Source organism: Acuticoccus kalidii (genome assembly GCF_021556395.1).
Taxonomy (GTDB): domain Bacteria; phylum Pseudomonadota; class Alphaproteobacteria; order Rhizobiales; family Amorphaceae; genus Acuticoccus; species Acuticoccus kalidii.
The window spans coordinates 523,920-543,800 of sequence record NZ_JAKGCS010000024.1 but is presented as its reverse complement, the minus strand read 5'-3'; the positions used below and the strand labels follow the sequence as shown (position 1 = coordinate 543,800).

At 65.9% G+C, this 19,881-nt stretch carries 17 protein-coding genes; 14 read left to right on the top strand and 3 right to left on the bottom strand.

Features of this window, described 5'->3' with window-relative positions; all coding sequences use genetic code 11:
• The 4 genes from L1787_RS15995 (at position 1) to zigA (ending at position 6,829) form a co-directional block, all read left to right on the top strand.
• Entirely contained in the window at positions 1–3,177 is a 3,177-nt protein-coding gene (locus tag L1787_RS15995; protein WP_235709828.1) for an efflux RND transporter permease subunit, read from the top strand.
• A 261-nt stretch (positions 3,178–3,438) separates the two neighbouring features.
• Positions 3,439–4,278 carry a PPC domain-containing DNA-binding protein gene (locus tag L1787_RS15990; protein ID WP_235709827.1) on the top strand — a complete coding sequence of 280 codons (840 nt, stop codon included), beginning with the start codon at positions 3,439–3,441 and terminating at the stop codon, positions 4,276–4,278.
• Positions 4,279–4,506: 228 nt separating this feature from the next.
• Entirely contained in the window at positions 4,507–5,463 is a 957-nt protein-coding gene (locus tag L1787_RS15985; protein ID WP_235709826.1) for a serine hydrolase domain-containing protein, read from the top strand.
• Positions 5,464–5,575: 112 nt separating this feature from the next.
• On the top strand, positions 5,576–6,829 hold the full coding sequence (gene zigA, locus L1787_RS15980) for a zinc metallochaperone GTPase ZigA (RefSeq protein WP_235709825.1): 1,254 nt from the start codon (positions 5,576–5,578) through the stop codon (positions 6,827–6,829).
• Positions 6,830–6,874: 45 nt separating this feature from the next.
• Here zigA and L1787_RS15975 read toward each other — a convergent pair whose 3' ends face one another.
• From L1787_RS15975 to L1787_RS15965, 3 genes are all read right to left on the bottom strand, one after another.
• Complete coding sequence (locus L1787_RS15975; RefSeq protein WP_235709824.1) at positions 6,875–8,038, bottom strand: CobW family GTP-binding protein; 1,164 nt, start codon at positions 8,036–8,038, stop codon at positions 6,875–6,877.
• A 148-nt stretch (positions 8,039–8,186) separates the two neighbouring features.
• On the bottom strand, positions 8,187–8,936 hold the full coding sequence (gene map, locus L1787_RS15970) for a type I methionyl aminopeptidase (RefSeq protein WP_235709823.1): 750 nt from the start codon (positions 8,934–8,936) through the stop codon (positions 8,187–8,189).
• Between the two features lie 124 nt (positions 8,937–9,060).
• Positions 9,061–9,477, bottom strand: a complete 417-nt coding sequence (locus tag L1787_RS15965; protein ID WP_235709822.1) for an RrF2 family transcriptional regulator — start codon at positions 9,475–9,477, stop codon at positions 9,061–9,063.
• A gap of 86 nt (positions 9,478–9,563) precedes the next feature.
• Here L1787_RS15965 and L1787_RS15960 point away from each other — a divergent pair, with 86 nt between their 5' ends.
• The 10 genes from L1787_RS15960 to L1787_RS15915 all read left to right on the top strand — a co-directional run bounded on the left by L1787_RS15960 (position 9,564) and on the right by L1787_RS15915 (position 19,825).
• Positions 9,564–10,073, top strand: coding sequence for a group III truncated hemoglobin (locus L1787_RS15960; RefSeq protein WP_235709821.1), 510 nt, complete (start codon positions 9,564–9,566; stop codon positions 10,071–10,073).
• 4 nt (positions 10,074–10,077) lie between these two features.
• Entirely contained in the window at positions 10,078–10,449 is a 372-nt protein-coding gene (locus L1787_RS15955) for a DUF488 domain-containing protein (RefSeq protein ID WP_235709820.1), read from the top strand.
• A 79-nt stretch (positions 10,450–10,528) separates the two neighbouring features.
• Positions 10,529–11,233, top strand: coding sequence for a 5-formyltetrahydrofolate cyclo-ligase (locus tag L1787_RS15950; RefSeq protein WP_235709819.1), 705 nt, complete (start codon positions 10,529–10,531; stop codon positions 11,231–11,233).
• 221 nt (positions 11,234–11,454) lie between these two features.
• A complete protein-coding gene (locus L1787_RS15945; RefSeq protein WP_235710067.1) occupies positions 11,455–13,347 on the top strand; it encodes an ABC transporter substrate-binding protein in 1,893 nt (630 codons plus the stop codon).
• Between the two features lie 70 nt (positions 13,348–13,417).
• Complete coding sequence (locus tag L1787_RS15940) at positions 13,418–14,422, top strand: ABC transporter permease (protein WP_235709818.1); 1,005 nt, start codon at positions 13,418–13,420, stop codon at positions 14,420–14,422.
• Positions 14,419–15,282: an ABC transporter permease gene (locus tag L1787_RS15935; RefSeq protein ID WP_235709817.1), complete on the top strand. Its 864-nt coding sequence runs from the start codon at positions 14,419–14,421 to the stop codon at positions 15,280–15,282. Before L1787_RS15940 ends, L1787_RS15935 begins: the two co-directional genes overlap by 4 nt.
• 32 nt (positions 15,283–15,314) lie before the next feature.
• The gene (locus L1787_RS15930; RefSeq protein WP_235710065.1) at positions 15,315–16,367 is read left to right on the top strand and encodes an ABC transporter ATP-binding protein; all 1,053 of its coding nucleotides are present in this window, start codon (positions 15,315–15,317) and stop codon (positions 16,365–16,367) included.
• On the top strand, positions 16,364–17,215 hold the full coding sequence (locus tag L1787_RS15925; protein ID WP_235709816.1) for an ABC transporter ATP-binding protein: 852 nt from the start codon (positions 16,364–16,366) through the stop codon (positions 17,213–17,215). Before L1787_RS15930 ends, L1787_RS15925 begins: the two co-directional genes overlap by 4 nt.
• A 60-nt stretch (positions 17,216–17,275) precedes the next feature.
• Positions 17,276–18,823 carry an arabinosylfuranosidase ArfA gene (gene arfA, locus L1787_RS15920; RefSeq protein WP_235709815.1) on the top strand — a complete coding sequence of 516 codons (1,548 nt, stop codon included), beginning with the start codon at positions 17,276–17,278 and terminating at the stop codon, positions 18,821–18,823.
• Between the two features lie 6 nt (positions 18,824–18,829).
• The gene (locus tag L1787_RS15915; protein ID WP_235709814.1) at positions 18,830–19,825 is read left to right on the top strand and encodes an ArsR/SmtB family transcription factor; all 996 of its coding nucleotides are present in this window, start codon (positions 18,830–18,832) and stop codon (positions 19,823–19,825) included.
• Positions 19,826–19,881 lie beyond the last annotated feature (56 nt).

The following is a 19,881-nucleotide window of genomic DNA, read 5'->3' as shown; positions in this document are numbered from 1 at the left end:
ATGTCTCTGTCACATTTCTTCATCGACCGTCCGATTTTCGCGACGGTCGTCTCGCTGCTCATCGTCATTCTGGGCGGGCTCGCTTACACGCAGCTTCCCGTCGCCCAGTATCCGGAGATCGCGCCGCCGACGATCGTCGTCCGCGCGTCCTATCCGGGTGCCGACGCCGACACGATCGCCCGCACCGTCGCGACGCCGATCGAGGAGGAGGTGAACGGCGTCGAGGACATGCTCTACATGTCGTCTTATTCCACCGCCGACGGCTCGATGGCGCTCACCATCACGTTCCGCCTCGGCACGGATCTCGATCAGGCGCAGGTGCTCGTCCAGAACCGGGTGGCGATCGCCGAGCCGCGCTTGCCGGAGGAGGTGCGCCGCCTCGGCATCACGACGCTGAAATCGTCGCCGGACCTGATGATGGTCGTCCACATGCTCTCGCCGGACGACACCTATGACCAGCTCTATATCTCGAACTATGCCCGCAGCCGCGTGCGGGACATCCTCACCCGGCTCGACGGCGTCGGCGATCTCATCATCTTCGGTGAGCGGCGCTATGCGATGCGCATCTGGCTGAACCCGGAGCGGCTCTCGGCCTACGGCATGACCGCGTCGGATGTCGTCCAGGCGCTGCGCGAGCAGAACGTCCAGGTGTCCGGCGGCACCGTCGGCGCGCCGCCGGAGCCGGACGGCAACGCGTTCCAGCTCGCGGTCACGACCCAGGGCCGGTTCGACGAAGCGCGTGACTTCCGTTACGTCATCGTCAAAGACACCGAGGATGGGCGGCTGATCCAGCTTCAGGACATCGCCCGCATCGAGCTCGGCGCGCAGGATTACGTCACCAACTCCTATCTCAACAACCAGCCGGCGGTGGCGCTCGCGATCTTCCAGCGTCCCGGCACCAATGCGCTGGACGCGGCGGAGGAGATCCAGTCGACGATGCGGACGCTGGCGGCCGACTTCCCGCCGGGGCTCGAATACAGCATCGTCTACAATCCGACCGAGTATATCGCCGAGTCGGTCTACGAGGTCTACAAGACGATCGTCGAGGCGATGCTCCTCGTGATCCTCGTCGTCGTCGTGTTCCTCCAGTCGTGGCGGACGGCGATCATTCCGATCATCGCGATTCCGGTGTCGTTGATCGGCACGTTCGCGGTCATGCTGGCGTTCGGCTATTCGCTGAACCTTCTCACCCTCTTCGGCCTCGTGCTCGCCATCGGCATCGTCGTCGACGACGCGATCGTCGTGGTCGAGAACGTGGAGCGCAATATCGACGAGGGGCTCGACCCGCGGGCGGCCTCCCACCGCACGATGAACGAGGTCGGCTCGGCGGTCATCGCGATCACGCTGGTGCTCGTCGCCGTGTTCGTGCCGACCGCCTTCATTCCCGGCATCACCGGTCAATTCTACCAGCAGTTCGCGGTGACGATCGCGGCGGCGACCGCCCTGTCGGGCCTCAACTCGCTGACGCTGTCACCGGCGCTCGCGGCGCTCTTCCTGAAGTCGCGTCACGAGCATCGCGAGCCGCGCGGGATCGGCCGCATCGGCGCCGCTCTCGCGGGCGGGTTCAACCGCGGCTTCGACCTCCTCGCACGGGGTTACGGGGCGATGGTGCGCTTCTTCGTCTCCGGGGCGGTGATGCTCACGATCATGGTGGGCGGTTTCGTCGCGCTCCTCTTCGCGACCTGGTGGATGCTGACGACGACGCCGCAAGGCTTCATCCCCGAACAGGATCAGGGGTATGCGATCGTCGTGCTGAAGCTGCCGGACGGGGCGTCCCTGTCCCGCACGGACGCGGTGACGCGTGAGGCCTCCGACATCATCAAGGCGACGCCGGGGGTGAAGGACGCCGTGGCCTTCGCCGGATTCTCCGCCGCGACCTTCACCAACCAGTCGGATTCGGCGGCGATCTTCGCGGGGTTTCAACCCTTCGAGGAGCGGCTGAAGGAGGGACACGGCGCGACCGAGATCATCGGCGCGCTCTATGCCCGGCTCCAGTCGATCGAGGAGGCCTTCATCATCGCCGTGCCGCCTCCGTCGGTGCCCGGTATCGGCAACCAGGGCGGCTTCAAGATCCAGCTCCAGGACCGTGACGGGGCCGATGTCGACCGGGTGCTCGCCTCCGCCTATGAGGCGATGAACGTCGCCGCCGAATCGCCGGGCCTTGCCGGTGTCTTCACCACCTTCTCGGCGTCGAGCCCACAAATCTATCTCGACATCGAGCGCGACAAGGCGCGGATGCTGAACGTGCCGATCCCCAATATCTTCGACGCGCTCAGCACCAATTTCGGCACCGCCTACGTGAACGACTTCAACGCCTTCGGCCGGGTCTTCCAGGTCCGAGCCCAGGCGGACGCGCCGTTCCGCGCCTCCGTCAAGGATCTCCTGCGGCTCAAGGTTCGAGCCGAGTCGGGTGCGCTGGTGCCGCTCGGCACCGTGATGTCGGTGCGGGAGGAGGCGGGCCCGGCGCTCGTCCAGCGGTACAATATGTACGTGTCGGTGCCGCTCCAGGGGAACGCGGCGCCCGGAACATCGACGGGAGATGCGCTCGATGCGATGGAGCGGGCGGTGCAGGAGGTCGCGCCGGCGGGGATCTCCTATGAGTGGACCGAGCTCGCCTTCCAGGAGCGATCGACCGGCGATTCGGCGGTGCTCATCTTCGGCCTCGCCGTGCTCTTCGCGTTCCTCGCGATGGCGGCGCTCTATGAGAGCTGGGTGCTGCCGATCGCGATCATCCTGATCGTGCCGCTGTCGATCCTCGCGGCCCTCATCGGGGTGAACCTGCGCGGGCTCGACAACAACGTGCTCACCCAGGTGGGGCTCGTGGTGCTCGTCGGTCTGGCGGCGAAGAACGCGATCCTCATCGTCGAGTTCGCGCGGCAGGGGGAGGCGGAAGGCAAATCGCTGATCGAGGCGACGGTCGATGCGTGCCGGCTGCGCCTGCGTCCGATCCTGATGACGGCCTTCGCCTTCATTCTCGGCGTGGTGCCGCTGATGCTGGCGGAAGGGCCGGGCGCGGAGATGCGCGTCTCGCTCGGGACGGCGGTGTTCTCCGGGATGCTGGGCGTCACGATCTTCGGCCTCTTCTTCACGCCGGTCTTCTACGTGGCGCTGCGGCGCCTCACCGGGGTGCGGCCATTCCCGTCGGACCACGCCGTGGCGACCGAACCGACGACCTGACCCGGCGCGTCCGGGGACAGGTGACGCGGTGGCGCAAGCGCGCCGCGTTCGGCGAAAAAAGGGCGGCCTCGGCGACGGGGCCGCCCTTAACGTGTGGGGCGTCGGGCCGTTATAGTCGTTGCCGATCTCATCCGCGCGAGGCCGTTTCGACATGTTCCCCTCCATCGATCCGCGGCCGGACCCGTCGTCCGGCCCTTGCGCCATGACGGGGCGCGACGGCACCTCGTCGGAACGGCGCGCGATGCGCGCTGCGACCCGCCGATGAGCCGGACGGACGCGATCCGCCATCCCGGCCCCCGTGGCATCGCGCGGCAGCATGTCGTGCCCGGCACGGTGCGCCGTGTCGCCCTGCGCCTTGCCGGCGGGCGGACGCTGATGGATGCCGTCGCCGAGGCGGTGGCGGGTGAGGGCGGCGACAGCGCGATGTTGGTCCTCGACGGCTTGGAGATCGGCCCCTTCCAGTTCGTGATGCCCCGCGGCGGCTCGCCCGACGGCATCCGCGTCGCCTGGTATAGCGACACGCACGGCGGAGCGTTCGCCGCGCTCGAGCATGCCGTCGCCACCGTCGGCCGCAAGAATGGCGCGTGGTTCCTCCATTGCCACGCGGTCTGGAATGACGACGGCGTCCAGCGCGCCGGCCATCTTTTGCCCGGCGATGTGACGATCGCCCGAGACATGGCGGTGACGGGCTACATCTTCACCGGCGGCCGGTTCGACGTGATGGACGACGCGGAGACCGCATTTTCCATCTTCCGCGCCTGTCCGATCCCGACGGAGACGGGCGAGCCGAACGCCGCGATCATGACCTTGACCCCGTTCGAGGAGCTGACGGCGGCGTTGCCCGCCTTGTCGATCGACCTTTTCGGACGGCCCGACGCGGCGGTCTTCGGCATCGGCAGCCTGATCGGCGCCGATTTCACCGATGCTGCCACGATGGAGTCGCTCTTTTCGGAGGTTCTGACGCTGCCCGGCGCGCGGGCCGACCGCCTGCCGGTCCATTGCGTCGATCCCGCGGGCGGCCAGTTTCGTGGCACGCTGCGGCCGGGCGGGGCGCCCGTCCTCATCACCTTCGAGCTCCTTCTCGTCGCGCCGGACCCTTGAGGCGACGGCGCCTCGCCCGGCCGGCGGAACACGCAAACGCGTTTTGCGCCGGGCGCGCGAAGGCCGGATGGTGCTGCCATTCGCCGCCTGGGGTGGTCGACGGCGATGGTCGTATCACCCCGGCTCGCTAAGGGCCGCACGGTCCGCGGAACAGTTGGGATAGAGTTCATGAAGTCGTTGTCGCTTGATCGACGTGCCGTGCTTGCTTCGCTCCTCGGAGCGGCCGCGATGCCGACCAGCCTCCTTGCGGCCAACGCCGTGTCGTTCGACGGGCTGGCCGAGAAGGCGGCCGGCCTCGATCAGCTCCACTCGCTGACGATCCTGCATCACGGCGAGACGCGCTTCGAGGAGGTGTTTCGCGGGCCGAGCCTCGAACAGGCGGTCAACGTCAAATCCGTCTCGAAATCCATCGTCGCGCTGATGACCGGGATCGCCATCGATCGGGGCATCCTGCCGGGGACCGACGCGACGCTCGGCGCTCTCGTGCCCGATCTTCTGCCGGATGATGCCGATCCGCGGGTCGAAGCCATCACGATCGCCGACCTTCTCACGATGCAGGCGGGTCTCGAACGGACCTCGGGGCCGAATTATGGCGCGTGGGTCGAAAGTCCCGATTGGGTCCGCTATGTGCTGACGCGCCCGTTCGAGGCGGAGCCGGGCGAGCGCTTCCAGTACTCCACGGGGAGCTATCACCTTCTCGGCGTCGTCATCGCGCGCCTGGCCGATCGCAGCCTTCTCGACCTCGCGCGCGAGTGGTTGGGCGAGCCGCTCGACATCGCGATCCCGGCTTGGACGCGCGATCCGCAGGGCTACTATATGGGCGGCAACAACATGGCGCTGTCGCCCCGCGCGCTCGCGAAGATCGGCGAACTCGTCCGCCTCGACGGCCGCTATGGGCAAACGCAGGTCGTCCCGTCGGATTGGATCGAGACCTCGCTCGTCATGCGCACCCGCTCTCCCTTCTCCGGCGATGCCTACGGTTTCGGTTGGTTCGAGACGGAGATTGGCGGGACGCGGGCCGTCTACGCGCGCGGCTATGGCGGCCAGATGATCTACATCATGGATGACGTCGCGCTCACCATCGCCGTGACCTCCGATCCGACGCGGCCGGCGCGCAGCGACGGTCATGTCGGCGACCTGCACGACCTCGTCGAGGAGGTCGTGCTTCCCGCAATCACCGTCTGACGAGGCACCCCGACCGACCGAACGGTAGGCGCCTGAGATCGGTCGGGCGCTTGCGGGGGATCGGTTGGCTGGCTAGTGTTATGTTATAACATAACGTTACACAGGTGCCCGGATGACCGAGTTCGACGACCGCGAGACCCTGCGAAAGCCGGTGCGACAGGATGGGCGACTGCCCGTCACCGTCCTCTCCGGCTTTCTCGGAGCGGGCAAGACGACGCTTCTCAATCACGTTCTCAACAACCGCGAGGGTCGCCGCGTCGCGGTGATCGTCAACGACATGAGCGAGGTGAATATCGACGCCGACCTCGTGCGGAATGGCGGAACACTCTCGCGGACCGACGAGCGGCTCGTCGAGCTGACGAACGGCTGCATCTGCTGCACCTTGCGGGACGACCTTCTGTCCGAGGTGCGCCGCCTCGCCGGCGAGGACCGCTTCGACTATCTCCTGATCGAGGGCACCGGGATCGCCGAACCACTGCCGGTCGCGGCGACGTTCGAGTTCCGCGACGAGGCCGGAATTTCCCTCTCCGACGTCGCCCGTCTCGATACCATGGTGACGGTGGTCGATGCCGCGAACCTACTGCGCGACTATGGCAGCCGCGATTTCCTCAAGGATCGCGGCGAGGTCGCGGGGGACGAGGACGAGCGAACGCTGGTCGATCTCCTCGTCGACCAGATCGAGTTTGCCGATATCGTCGTCCTCAACAAGGTGAGTGAGGTCGATCCCTCCACGCTCGCGAATGTGCGGGCCATCATCAGGGCACTGAATGCCGACGCGCGGCTGATCGAGACGGATTTCGGGCGCGTCGCGCTCGACGCCGTGCTCGATACCGGCCGTTTCGATTTCGACGCGGCGCACGCGCATCCCCTCTGGTTCAAGGAGCTGAACTCGTTTTCGAGCCACGTGCCGGAGACGGAGGAATACGGCGTGTCGAGCTTCGTCTATCGCGCCCGCCGGCCATTCCATCCGGAGCGCTTTCAGGCCTTCACGGCGACGAGTTTTCCGGGCCTCATCCGTGCAAAGGGCTTGTTCTGGCTCGCGACGCGGCCGGCTTATGTTGGCGAGTTCAGCCTCGCCGGATCAATCGGGCGGACGGGCGCGATGGGGCTCTGGTGGGCCGCGGTGCCCAAAGAGCGCTGGCCCGAGCATTCGGAATGGCAGGCGATGCTGACGCGTCATTGGGCGCCCGGTTGGGGCGACCGGCGCCAGGAGCTCGTCTTCATCGGAACGGGGATGGACGAAGCGGCGATCCGCGCCGCGCTCGACGCCTGCCTCGTCGGCGAGCCGGACGGGCGCCGCTTCGATCCCGCCGCCTTTCGCCGATTGCCGGATCCATTTCCCGCCTGGGGCCGCGCCGGCGCCTGACGGGCGCGCCGGACGGACGTCCCGGACGAGGGCGCGCCGGCGCGTTCAGCGCGTCGGCATCTCTGCGGTGGGTGCCGCCTCCGGGGCGATTTGGGCGCCATTCGCGGTCATGGCGGACAGCATTTCCTCCACCACCTGCGGGTCGATGCCGTGGGTGATGGCGACGATGCGGGTCCGGCGGTCCTCGCTCGGCCATTTTTCGAGCCGTTCCAGCGGGTGGATGACGTGTTGCACCACCTGAAGGACGTGGGGCGTGTCCGGCTCGTCGGAAAAGGCGACGATCCCCTTCATCCGCAACAGGTTGGCACCATAGAAGAGACCGGCGAGATCGAGGGCGTGCGCCAGCGCGCTCTTCTCGATCGGCTCGTCCTTCATGACGCTCACGGTGCCGATGCCGAAGGTGCCGTCGGCGCGCCGGACGGGCTCGTGATGGTGGTCATGGTTGTGACCGTGTCCATGCTCGTGCCCATGGTGATGATCGTGGCCACTGTCGGGGGACGCATCCGGCAACCAGCCCTCAAGGTTTGCCCCGAGATCGCGCGGGGCATAATGGCGGGGCGCGAAGGCGGCCTCGATATCGAAATCCTCGGCCGAAATATCGGTGATCGGCGCATCGGGGTTGATCTGTCCGAGGAGTTCCATGCGATGGCGCGTTTCAGCGGTCCGATCCGCGGCGTCGAGAAGGTCGGCCTTCGTGAGGAGGATGCGGTCGGCCAAGGCGATCTGCTTGACGCATTCGCTGTGCCGCTCGAGCGTCGCCGGCCCCTCGACGGCATCGAACACCGCGACGACGCCGGCGAGCCGGTAGTGACGGGCGACAACGTGATCGCGCAGCCCGAAGGCGGGGACGGCGCCGGCGACGAGCTGGTTGATCACGGGCGCGGGGTTCGCAAGGCCCGTGGTCTCCACGATCACCCGGCGCAAGGGGAGGCGGCCGAGCTTGGCGGCCGCATCGTGCAGCTCGGCGATCGAGGCGCGAATGTCGCTTCCCGCCGTGCAGCAGAGGCAGCCAGTTGTCGTCACGGCGACCTCCGGCAGCCCCTCCGCGACGAGATCGTGGTCGATCGCGACATCACCGAACTCGTTGATGATGACGCCGCAATCCGCGCTCTCCCGGCCGGTCAGGAACGTTCGCAGCAGGGTCGACTTCCCCGCGCCGAGAAATCCGGTGAGGACGATGACGTCCGTCGGTTGGCGCGAGGCGCTCATATCGATGCTCCACGATGTCTGGTTTGGGAGGCGGGGCGGCCACCCGGCTTCATGCGGCTCGGGCGGCCTGGTGAGGTGTTATAACGTAACACCTCAAACATGGGGCTCGTCCAGCGCGGCGCAAGGTTCGCGGCGCGCCGGCCGCCATTCACCCCGGCAGCGTGAGGACGAGCGCACCGCGATCCGTCGCGACGACGGTGTGCTCATATTGGACGACGGGGGCGCGCGGCTCGCTGTAGAGCGTCCAGCCATCGCGCCCTTCGCTCGCCCACTGGCCGCCTTTGGACAGGAAGGGCTCGATCGTCAGCACCTGGCCTTTCGCGAGCCGCCGCTTGTCGTTCCGCGTCGGCCAGGTTGCGATCTCCTCGGGATATTCGTGCAAGGAGCGGCCGACGCCGTGGCTCGCGAGATTGCGGATCAGCGTGTAGCCGCGCACGGAGGCGAAACGCCCGATCGCCTTGCCGATCCCGGAAATCGGCTTGCCGCTTCCCACCTGCGCAATGCCGATTTCCATCGCTCGATGGCCGTCGCGGCAGAGCCGGTCGAGCCCGGCATTCACCGGCGGGACACGGAAGGTCGCCCCCGTGTCGGCGAAATAGCCATCCTTCGAGGCCGACACGTCGATATTGACGAGATCGCCCGCCGCGATCACCCGGTCGCCGGGGATCCCGTGCGCGATTTCCTCATTGATGCTGATGCAGGTCGCGCCGGGAAAATCGTAACAGGATTGCGGGGCGGAGAGGGCGCCCTCGCGCTCCAACAGGTCGCGGCCGATCTCGTCGAGCTCGCGCGTCGTCATGCCGGGCTCCATCGCTTTGGCCATGGTGTGCATAGTGATCGCGACGACGCGGCCGATCTCCTTCAGCCCCTCGAGTTCCTCGTGCTTGGTGATGGTCATGGTCAGAGCTCGCTTGCGGGGACGTTTAACGTGCGGTTCGGCCGTTTATCATGCCGGCGGCTTCATAGGGGCGCCATTCATACGAAAGTGACCCCATCCTGGCGATGGCCGAGCGCCGAGGGCGTCACGCGGGGACGGGCCGGGGAAGCGTGATGTCGGCGAGAGTCGATCGGTCGAGGTCGGCGAAGAAGGCGCTTTCGGCGGCGCGAAGGCGGACTTTGAGACGGCACTGTCCATCGACAACACAGTGGCCGCCATCGGCGGCGAAGCATTCGACGAGAGGTTGGCCCTCTTCCAACAGGCGGACAATCGTCCCGAGGCCGGTGCGACCGGCCTCGGCCGCGAGAACGGCGCCGCCGCCGCCACCGCGCCGCGTTTCCACGAGGCCGGTTCGGGCGAGGCGCTGCATGATCTTGGCGAGGTGGTTGCGCGGCACGCCGAACTCCCGTGCGAGCTCGGCGGTCGAGAAAAGGCGGTCCGGGTCGCTCGCCATGCGCATCAACATGCGCAGCCCGTAATCGGTGAAGGAGGTGAGGCGCACGGCTCGTCGAGCTCCGATGAATCGGTATTTACAATACCTATTCGAGATCCTAGTCTGATGGCAAGACCGCGTTGGCGAGATGGGCCATGACCGCACACGAATCCGAAACGATCCCGATCGTCGCCTCCTCCCGCCCGGAGATGACGGCCGCCATCATGGAGGAGACCGGCCTCGACGAGGCGGTTCTGCGCACGCTCGTCCATCGGTTCTACGCCAAGATCCGCGCCGACGACTTGCTCGGCCCGATCTTCGCGGCGCGCATCACGGACTGGGCGCGGCACCTCGAGCGGATGGTGGGCTTCTGGTGCTCCGTCGCTCTCATGACGGGGAGCTATCACGGCCGCCCGGTTCCCCTCCATGCGCCGCTTCCGGTCGAGGCGGCGCACTTTGCGCATTGGCTGATGCTCTTCCGCGAGACGGCGCACGAGGTGTGCACGCCCGCCGGGGCGGACCACGTGATCGAGCGCGCCGAACGCATCGCCCGCTCGCTGCAGATGGCGGTGGAACTGACGGCAGCGCGGCGCGAGGCCGCCGCCAGCCTGCGCGATCCGCGCGGTGCAGCGCCCGGGCGGGTTCCGGTCGCCGGCGGCGGTTGATCCGGTGACGCCCGCGATCGGCATCGCGCGGGTCTACGACGCGCCGACCGAAAGGCGGGCCGCGCGGTTATTGGTGGACCGCGTCTGGCCACGGGGGATCAAGAAGGCGGACCTTCACGCCGACGATTGGATCCGCGAGGTCGCGCCCACGACCGCGCTGCGCAAATGGTTCGCACACGATCCGGACAAGTGGGCGGACTTTCGCACGCGATATCGCGCCGAACTCCGGGACAATCCTGATGCGGTCGAGCGCTGCCTCGCCTGGTGCCGGAAGGGGCCCGTCATTCTTCTCTTTGCCGCGAAAGACATCGAGCACAACCAGGCGGTCGTGCTGCGCGAATGGCTCGCCGAAAGGCTGACGACCGTGCCGACATAAAGCCTGCCCGCGTCCTCCGCCGAGCCGCGCCGTCGACGGATGCCCCCATCGTTGCGGCGCGAACCTGGAGGAGGGCGATATGCCCGCCGATGAGAATGCGCTGAGGCGCTACGCGTCACCGCCCTGTTCAGCGGGCGAGTTCGACCCTCTCGCCGTCGATCCGCAACAGGCGATCGATGTCGCCCGTTGGCGCCGGTCGGAACGGATCCGCCTGCGCCGCGAGCGCGATGCGTTGAGCCCTGCGGCGCGCCATGCGGCGAGCGCGGCGCTCGCGCAGCATCTCCACACCCTCCTCGCCAAGCGCTTCGACGCGGGAGCGGGCCGGATCCTTTCGGTTTATTGGCCGATGAAAGGGGAGCCGGATCTGCGTGCGCTGATGGCCGCGCTCCATGCGGCCGGCGTCATCATCGCGTTGCCCGTGGTCGCCGAACGGGCCGCGCCGCTCCATTTTCGCCGTTGGTCGCCGGGGGCGCGGATGATGCGCGGCGTTTGGAATATTCCCGTCCCAGCCGACACCGGCGAGACGCTGACGCCCGACATCGTCCTCGCGCCCCTCGTCGGATGGGATGGCGCGGGCTACCGCCTCGGCTATGGGGGCGGCTATTTCGACCGGACTTTGGCGGCGCTCGCACCGCGTCCATTCGCGATCGGGGTCGGCTTCAGCGCGGCCCGGCTTGCGACGATCTTCCCCCAGCCCCACGACATTCCCCTCGATCTCGTGGTGACGGAGGCGGGGATCGCCGACACGTGCGCGCCGAGCCGTCGCCACAGCGGCCCGGCCTGATCGCGACTTTTGCGGCCCGCAACGCGCTGACGCCGGGCGTCGCATTTGGAACCAATCGTCGCATGGCAGCCGTCGAGAGCGGGGTCGAGCCATGCGAAGCGGGCGTTTTTACATTCAAACCAAAGATACTGATACGGTTGCAAAAGGACTTTGATACAGTCCGCACAACTAGTACGCTTCCAAGTGCAACAAAAAGATACAAGTTGCCTAGGGAGGCGACAATGGCAATCGGGCGTACACTTACGGTCGCGGTCAGCACATTGGCCGCGACAACGGTGGCTTTTGCTCAATCGCAAGTCACTGATCTTCCGCGAGAGCAGACGCTCATCGTGGAAAATCCAGAAGGAACCATCAAAAATGCGAGTTGGTTCAATTACTGGTCTGTGAATGCAGGCGGACGGTCGACAGGCCTGCAGCAGCTTTGCATGGACACGCTGTGGTATGTCGACTCGGATGAAGGGCTCGACGGGGCATGGGACAACTCCCTCGCCGCCGAGCCGCCGCAGTATAATGACGACTTCACCGAGATGACCGTCAAACTGCGCGAAGGGCTCACCTGGAGTGACGGCGAGCCGTTCACCGCCGACGACGTGCTCTTCACGGTCGAGACTCACAAAAATTCGAATGGGCTCTATTGGAGCGCACCGATCCAGATCAACGTGGAGGAGGCGACGGCGCCGGATCCCCACACGGTGGTCTTCAAGCTGAAGAAGCCCAATTCGCGCTTCCACATCATCTTCACGGTGCGTTGGAACGCCCTCTGGATCATGCCGGAGCACGTCTTCGCGGACGCCGGCGATCCGTTGAAATTCGCGTTCAACCCGCCGGTCTGCCTCGGCCCTTACAAGCTGATGGCGTTCGACCCCAACGGCAAATGGTTCACCTGGGAAAAGCGCGAAGACTGGGAAAACACGTCCGTCGCCCGCTTCGGCGAGCCCGGACCGACCTATGTCGCGTACACGGACCCCGGTCCGCCGGACAAACGGGTCATCGCGCAGCTCAATCATGAGCTCGACATCATCCACGATGTCGCGCCGGAGGGGATGTTCACCCTCGCGCGCCAGTCGCCCTCGTCGGTCGCCTGGTTCGACGGGTTCCCCTATGCGCACCCCGATCCGACGCTGCCGTCGTTGATCTTCAACCATCAGAACAAGGTCTTCTCCGACAGCGATGTGCGTTGGGCGCTGGCGCTCCTCATCGATATCAAGGCCGTCTCGATGGCCTCTTATCGTGGTGCGGCGACGATCTCCGCGATCGCCATTCCGCCCACCGGCACCCATCCGAGCGACTATCATAAGCCGCTCGAAAGCTGGCTTGAGGAATTCGAGCTCGACACGGGGCAGGGGACGATCAAGCCCTACGACACCGAGATCACCCTAGCCCTCGCCGAGCAGCTTCGTGCCTCGCTGGGCGACGCGATCCCGTCCGATCCTGAGGCGATCCAGGCCGCCTTCGGACAGGGGTGGTGGAAGCCGAACCCGGAGGCTGCCGCGCAGCTCCTCGAAAAGGCCGGCTTCGAGAAGCGGGGCGGGCAGTGGTACACGCCGGATGGCGAGCCCTTCCGCATCCGCATCGTAGTCGAGGGCGAAAAGCGGCCGGTGATGACACGCGCCGGGACGATGATCGCACAGGCCTGGCGCCAGTTCGGCATCGACGCCGAGACCGAGGTCGCCGAAGGCACGCTGATCCAGCGACGCAATACCGGTGATTTCGACGCGATCATCTCCTGGTCGGTCGAGACGCTGGGCGGCCACCCGGACCTCGCTTTCTTCCTCGACAGCTGGCACTCGGAGTTCATCGCCGAGCCGGGCGCGCCGCAGCCGCCGCGCAACTGGCAGCGGTATTCGAGCCCCGAACTCGACGAGATCATCGAGAAGATCCGTGGTGTCGGCTTCGATACCGAAGAAGCGGTCGAGCTCGGCAGGGACTACGCCAAGCTCATGGTCCGCGAAATGCCGATCATCCCGCTGATGGCCTACAACGTCTTCACGGTGATGGATACGACCTACTGGACGGGTTACCCGACGGCGGACAACCCGTACACCAATCCCGTCCCCAACTGGGCCAACACCAAGTACATGATGACCCAGCTGCGGCCGACGAAGCCGGACTGATCCCCGTGCGGGGCGCGGCGCCGATGGCGTCCGTGCCCCGCCCCCCAGTTCGATCAACGGCGGTTCCACCATGCACGGCTACGGACAGTACATCCTGAAGCGATTGGGGCAGTTCGTCCTCGTCGTCTTCGTCGGGATCTCGATCACCTTCTTCGTCACGCACCTCACCCCCATCGATCCGGTCGAGACGACCATTTCGGCGGCGGCGGCTTTCGGCTCAACGAGCCCTGAGGCGATTGCGATGCTGCGTGAGACGCTTCGCGAGCTCTACGGCACCGAGGGCAACGTTATCCAGCAATACGTCACCTTCTGGGGGCGCATCCTGCAGGGTGATTTCGGCCCCTCGCTCTCGGCCTTCCCGACGCCGGTGTCGGAGCTCATCGCGCGGGCGCTGCCGTGGACCATCGGTCTTCTCGTGACCGCCACGATCATCGCCTGGGTGCTCGGAAACATCCTCGGCGGACTGGCGGGCTACTATCGCTCAAACGTTCTCCTGAAGATGTCCGGCGTTCTGGCGATGGGGCTTCACCCGATCCCTTATTATATCGTCGCCTTCGTTCTGCTGATCCTGTTCGCCTACGTGTGGCCGATCTTTCCGCTATCGGGCGGATACAGGATGAACCTCGCGCCGCGGTGGGATGCGACCTTCATTCTATCGGTCCTCTATCACTCGATCTTGCCGGCTCTGTCGCTGATCCTGGTCGGCCTCGGCTCCTGGTTCATGGGCATGCGGGCCCTCGTCTCCAACATCGTGACGGAGGACTATGTGCAATATGCCGAGCTCGGCGGCGTCAACCGCCGCCGGATCCTGTCGCGCTATGTCATGCGCAACGCGCTGGTGCCGCAGATGACGGGCCTTGCGATGTCGCTGGGCGCGATCTTCAACGGTGCGATCATCACCGAGGAGGTGTTCGGCTATCCCGGCATCGGCTCGCTGCTCGTCGATGCGGTGCACGCCGGCGACTACTCGCTCGTCCTCGGCATTACGACGATCTCCATCGTTTCGGTCGCGGCGGCAGTCCTCATCATCGATCTCGCTTATCCGCTCCTCGATCCGCGCGTGAAGGTGGCGTGATGCGCGTCGTCTTCGACCTTCTGCGGACGAATATCGAGTTCGCGATCGGGATGTTCCTCCTCGCGATCGTCGTCATCGTCTCGGCGCTGTCGTTCGTGTCGCCTTACGAACCGGATCTCATCTACGTCGTCTTTCCCGACATGCCGCCTTCGGCCGAGCACATCATGGGGACGACCTCGCGCGGGCAGGACACCTTCTGGCGGCTCACCTTCGCGATGCGCAACACGCTGCTCTTCGGCCTTTCGGTCGCCATCCTGTCGCGCATTCTCTCGCTCCTGATCGGTCTCGTGTCGGGCTATCTCGGCGGCGCCGTCGATCGGGTGCTGATGTCGATCAACGACACCTTCGTCGTGATCCCGCTCTTTCCGATCCTCGTCCTCTTCTACTTCGTGATGCGGGACTCTATGTCGTGGGTCGGGCTCGCGATCATCATGGCGTGTCTCGGCTGGGCCTATGACGCGCGCCTGATCCGCTCCGTCACCATGAGCCTCAGAACCCGCGAGTTCACCCAGCAGAGCGTCTTTTCCGGCATGACGACGCGGCAGATCGTGTCGCAAGAGCATCTGCCCTACGTCATGCCGATCGTCTTCTCGACCACGATGAACAACATGAACTGGTCGATCGGGCTCGAGGTGACGCTGTCCGTCCTCGGTTTCACCAACATCAACACGCCGACGATCGGGACGATGATCTACTGGGCGAACCAGCACACCGCCCTCGTGGCGGGAGTGTGGTGGTGGATCCTCTTCCCGGTCTTGATGGTCGTGATCCTGTTCATCGGTCTCTTCCTGCTCGCCGTCTCGATGAACGAATACATCGATCCGCGCAGCCGCCTCTCGCGCATGAAGGGGGCCGCATGACGACGCTCACCCAACCCGGCGCCGGCGCAGCGATGGCGACGCCCGACGCGTCCGTCCGCCCCGTCCTCTCGGTGGAGGATCTGCGCGCCTATTATGTCCTCGACCTTTTCGGGGTGAAGCGGGAGGTGCGCGCGGTCGACGACATCTCGATCCGCATCATGCCGAACGAGATCTACGGGATCGCCGGCGAATCGAGCTCCGGCAAGACGAGCCTCATCAAGACCATCGCCGGCGCGATCCAGCCGCCGCTCACCGTCGTCGGCGGTAAGGTACACTTCGACTTCCGCGGCAAGTCGATCGACCTATATTCCGGCGCTCCGGCCGATCTCGACGCGATCCGCTGGCGACATTTGTCCTATATCATGCAGGGCTCGATGAACGTGCTGAACCCGGTGCGCCGGGTCCGCCAGGCCTTCATCGATTTCGCCGCGCGCCATATCGCGGCCCCCTCGCGCCGTGCGTTCGAGGAGGTCGTCGTCGCCCACCTCGACCGCTTGCACCTGTCGCCGCACGTCCTCGATGCCTATCCGCACGAGCTTTCGGGCGGCATGCGCCAGCGGGTGACGATCGCGCTCGCGACCGTCTGCAAGCCGGAATTCATCATCGCCGACGAGCCGACGACCGCGCTCGATGTCGTCGTGCAAAAGCGCGTCCTCGCGATGATCCGTGAGGTGCAGCGCGAGATCGGCTCCTCCCTTCTTTTCGTCACCCACGACATGAGCGTGCACGCGAATCTGTGCGACCGGCTCGGCATTATGTACGCCGGCCGGCTCGTGGAGGAGGGGGCGACCTCGGACCTCTTCGCCAGTCCGAAGCATCCCTATACCCAACATCTCATCTCGAGCCTGCCGCGGATCGGCGATCGGACGCCGCGCGAGGGGCTCAAGGGCACGCCGCCCAACCTCGCCGACCCGCCGCCCGGCTGTCGCTTTCACCCCCGTTGCCCGATGGCGATGGAGGTGTGCCGCACGGTCGTGCCGCCGTTCGTGACCGCCGGCAAGGGGCGCCGCGTCGCCTGCTTCGCGGCGGAGCCGGAGACGATCCCGGACGGGATCGCGAACGCCACGCGGAGCATTGCCGCATGACCCATCTTCTCGAAGTCGACAAGGTCGGCAAGACGTACGCAATGGGCGGCATTCTGGGCAGCCACCGGGTTCGCGCGGTCGAAAATGTCTCTTTCGCGCTCGAAGCCGGACGGCCGGAGATCTTCACCGTCATCGGCGAGTCGGGCTCCGGCAAGTCGACCCTTGCGCGGATGATCCTCGCGAGCGTGCCGCCGAGCGATGGCGCAATCCGTTTCGAGGGACAGGACGTCGCCGCGATCAAGAGCCGACGCGACCGTCTCGCCTTCATGAAGCGGGTACAGCCGATCTTTCAGAACCCGTTCGAGGCCTTCAATCCGCTGAAGAAGGTCGACCGCTATCTCTTCATGACGGCGCGCCGCTTCAATGGCGTGAGCCGGCGTGACGAGGTGGAACGGCAGGCGGACGAGGCGCTGCGCAAGGTCGGGCTGTCGCTCGCCGAGGTGAAGGGCCGTTTTCCGCACGAGCTCTCGGGCGGTCAGCTTCAGCGCATCGCGATCGCGCGGGCTTTGATTCCGGGGCCCGCGCTGATCGTCGCCGACGAGCCTGTGTCGATGGTCGACGCCTCGCTGCGCACCTCGATCGTCAACCTCTTCATGACGCTGCGCGACGATCTCGGCGTGTCGATCATCTACATCACCCACGATCTCGCGACGGCATATTACATCTCCGACCGCATCATCATCATGCAAAAGGGCGAGGTCGTGGAGGCCGGCGACGCGCGCACGGTGCTCGCCGACCCGCAACATCCCTATTCGCGCGAGCTGAAGGCGGCGGTCCTGTCTCCCGACGCGGCGATCACCGGCTCGGCGCTCGCCGAGACCGACGCCGCGACGCTCGAACCCACCTGATCCGACACCCCGTCTCGCACGACCGTCGCCACACCGACGCTATCGAATGGAGTCTCAACTATGGTTGCCGCCTCAATCCTGCTCAACAAGGACTTCGCTGTCGGGACCACCGATCCGCGCCTGTTCGGCGCGTTCGCGGAACATCTCGGCCGCTGCATCTATGGCGGCCTCTACGAACCCGGCCACCCGGAGGCCGACGAGAAGGGCTTCCGCAAGGACGTCATGGCGCTGGTGAAGGAGCTTGGGCCCACGATCCTGCGCTATCCCGGCGGTAATTTCGTCTCCGGTTACAATTGGGAAGACGCGGTCGGGCCGGTGGAGGACCGTCCGAAGCGGCTCGATCTCGCCTGGCGGTCGACCGAGCCGAACACCTTCGGCACGAACGAGTTCATCGACTGGTGCCGGGCGACGGGCATCGAGCCGATGCTCGCCGTCAATCTCGGCACGCGCGGCGGCGACGCGGCGCGCAATCTCGTCGAATATTGCAATCATCCGAGCGGCACCTACTACTCGGACCTTCGCGCCGAGCACGGTTGGTCGGAGCCCCATGACGTGAAGTTCTGGTGTCTCGGCAACGAGATGGACGGGCCGTGGCAGATGGAGGCGAAGACCGCCACCGAATATGGCCGTATCGCCACCGAGGCCGCCAAGATGATGCGCTGGATCGATCCGTCGATCGAGCTCGCCGCCTGCGGCTCCTCCTCGCGGCGGATGCCGACCTTCGGCGAGTGGGAGGACACGGTGCTGGAGCACACCTTCGACCACGTCGAATGGATCAGCCTTCACACCTACCTCAACAACTATGCCGAGGACACGGCCGCCTTCCTCGCGAGCCCCGACCTCATGGACGATTTCATCGAGGAGGTCGTCGCGATCGCCGACGCCGTGGCCGCGCGCCGTCTGTCCGACAAGCGGATCATGCTGTCCTTCGACGAGTGGAATGTGTGGTATCGCACCCGCCGCGGCAGCGAGGGGCGGACGAAGCCGGGTTGGCCCGTCGCGCCCGAGATCCTCGAAGAGATCTACAACATGGAGGACGCGCTCGCCTTCGGCGGGGCCGTGATCTCGCTGCTCAACCATGCCGACCGCGTGCGTTGCGCCTGCCTTGCGCAGCTCGTCAACGCGATCGCCCCGATCATGACCGAGACCGGCGGCCCGGCCTGGCGGCAGACGATCTTCTTCCCCTTCGCCGACATGAGCGCCCACGGCCAAGGACGCGTCCTCAACGGGCAGGTGAAGTCGCCGACCTATGATGCGCGCTATTACGACCCGCGCAACACGCAGGATCTTTATTATCCCGCCAAGGACGTGCCGTATCTGAAGACGGCGAGCGTCTACGACCCGGACCGGCGAACCCTCACCATCTTCGCCCTCAACCGGCACCTCACCGAGGAGATGCAGCTCGACGTGACGGCGCGCTCGTTCGCCGATCTGACGCTTGAGGACGCGCACGAATTGCATGACGGCGATCTCGAGGCGATCAACACCAAGGACGAGCCGGACCGGATCACCCGCAAACCACTGGAGGGTGTGAGGGTGCAAGGCGGCACAATCAGCGCTACGCTGAAGCCGCTATCGTGGAATGTGATCCGCCTCGTCGAACGATAAAATCCGATGGGCGACACAGCCCACCCGGAGAGGGCGAACCGCATGCGGGCGAATGACGACGTCGGACGGACATTTCTCAACGTCAATCCGGATCACAGCTATCCCGTCTTGCGCGGGCTGGCCTCCCCGGTGCGGATCAAGATCCTGCGGCTCGTGCAAAAACGCGGGGCGATCAACGTCAACGAGATCGCCGCCGCGCTCGACTTGCCGCAGTCGACCGTTGCGACGCACGTGAAGATCCTCGAAGAGGCCGAGCTGATCGACACGCGCGTCTGCAAGGCCGTCAAGGGTCAGCAGAAGATCTGCTCCGCCCGCTATCGCGAGATCGTCATCCGGCTCGATGCCGAGGGCGTCGACACGCGCGACGACCATGTCGACGTGTCGATGCCGCTCGGCCTTTATACGAGCTGCGATGTCAGCGCGCCGTGTGGGCTGTGCTCGCTGCAAGGCATTGTCGGCGTTCTCGACGTGCCGGATCTCTTCCTCGATCCGAGGCGCATGGGCGCGGCCTTGTTGTGGTTCGGCCGCGGCTATGTCGAATATAAATTTCCCAACAACGCCAAAGTTTTGAAGGCAGGGATCGACGCCATCGAATTTGCGATGGAGCTGTCCTCGGAAGTCCCCGGCACGAACGAGAACTGGCCGTCCGACATCACGGTGTGGGTCAATGGCGTCGAGATCGGAACCTGGTGCTCGCCGGGCGATTTCGGTGACAAGCGCGGCGCCTACACGCCGCATTGGTGGAAGCTCGAAGGCTCGCAATACGGCAAGCTCACGCGGTGGCGGATCACCGACGATGGAAGCTATGTGGACGGCGAGCGTTGTTCGGACGTGACCTTATCCGACCTCAAGCTCACCGAGCACCATTCGGTGCGGATGCGGGTGGGGATCGCCGAGAATGCCAAGCATCCCGGCGGCATCAACATCTTCGGCCGTGGCTTCGGCGATCATGACCAGGACATCCTGATGCGCGTCTATCTCGCGCGGAAAACACCGGCCTGATCGACCGCGGCCATCCGGGCGGCCGTGGGGACGGGCGAGGAGGCATCGCGGCTTGG

Bases quoted from the DNA above. Each gene is read 5' to 3' on its own strand.
- L1787_RS15995 (WP_235709828.1), top strand. From the start codon at position 1: ATGTCTCTGTCACATTTCTTCATCGACCGTCCGATTTTCGCGACGGTC.
- L1787_RS15990 (WP_235709827.1), top strand. From the start codon at position 3,439: ATGAGCCGGACGGACGCGATCCGCCATCCCGGCCCCCGTGGCATCGCG.
- L1787_RS15985 (WP_235709826.1), top strand. From the start codon at position 4,507: ATGCCGACCAGCCTCCTTGCGGCCAACGCCGTGTCGTTCGACGGGCTG.
- zigA (WP_235709825.1), top strand. From the start codon at position 5,576: ATGACCGAGTTCGACGACCGCGAGACCCTGCGAAAGCCGGTGCGACAG.
- L1787_RS15975 (WP_235709824.1), bottom strand. From the start codon at position 8,038: ATGAGCGCCTCGCGCCAACCGACGGACGTCATCGTCCTCACCGGATTT.
- map (WP_235709823.1), bottom strand. From the start codon at position 8,936: ATGACCATCACCAAGCACGAGGAACTCGAGGGGCTGAAGGAGATCGGC.
- L1787_RS15960 (WP_235709821.1), top strand. From the start codon at position 9,564: ATGACCGCACACGAATCCGAAACGATCCCGATCGTCGCCTCCTCCCGC.
- L1787_RS15950 (WP_235709819.1), top strand. From the start codon at position 10,529: ATGCCCGCCGATGAGAATGCGCTGAGGCGCTACGCGTCACCGCCCTGT.
- L1787_RS15945 (WP_235710067.1), top strand. From the start codon at position 11,455: ATGGCAATCGGGCGTACACTTACGGTCGCGGTCAGCACATTGGCCGCG.
- L1787_RS15940 (WP_235709818.1), top strand. From the start codon at position 13,418: ATGCACGGCTACGGACAGTACATCCTGAAGCGATTGGGGCAGTTCGTC.
- L1787_RS15930 (WP_235710065.1), top strand. From the start codon at position 15,315: ATGGCGACGCCCGACGCGTCCGTCCGCCCCGTCCTCTCGGTGGAGGAT.
- L1787_RS15925 (WP_235709816.1), top strand. From the start codon at position 16,364: ATGACCCATCTTCTCGAAGTCGACAAGGTCGGCAAGACGTACGCAATG.
- arfA (WP_235709815.1), top strand. From the start codon at position 17,276: ATGGTTGCCGCCTCAATCCTGCTCAACAAGGACTTCGCTGTCGGGACC.
- L1787_RS15915 (WP_235709814.1), top strand. From the start codon at position 18,830: ATGGGCGACACAGCCCACCCGGAGAGGGCGAACCGCATGCGGGCGAAT.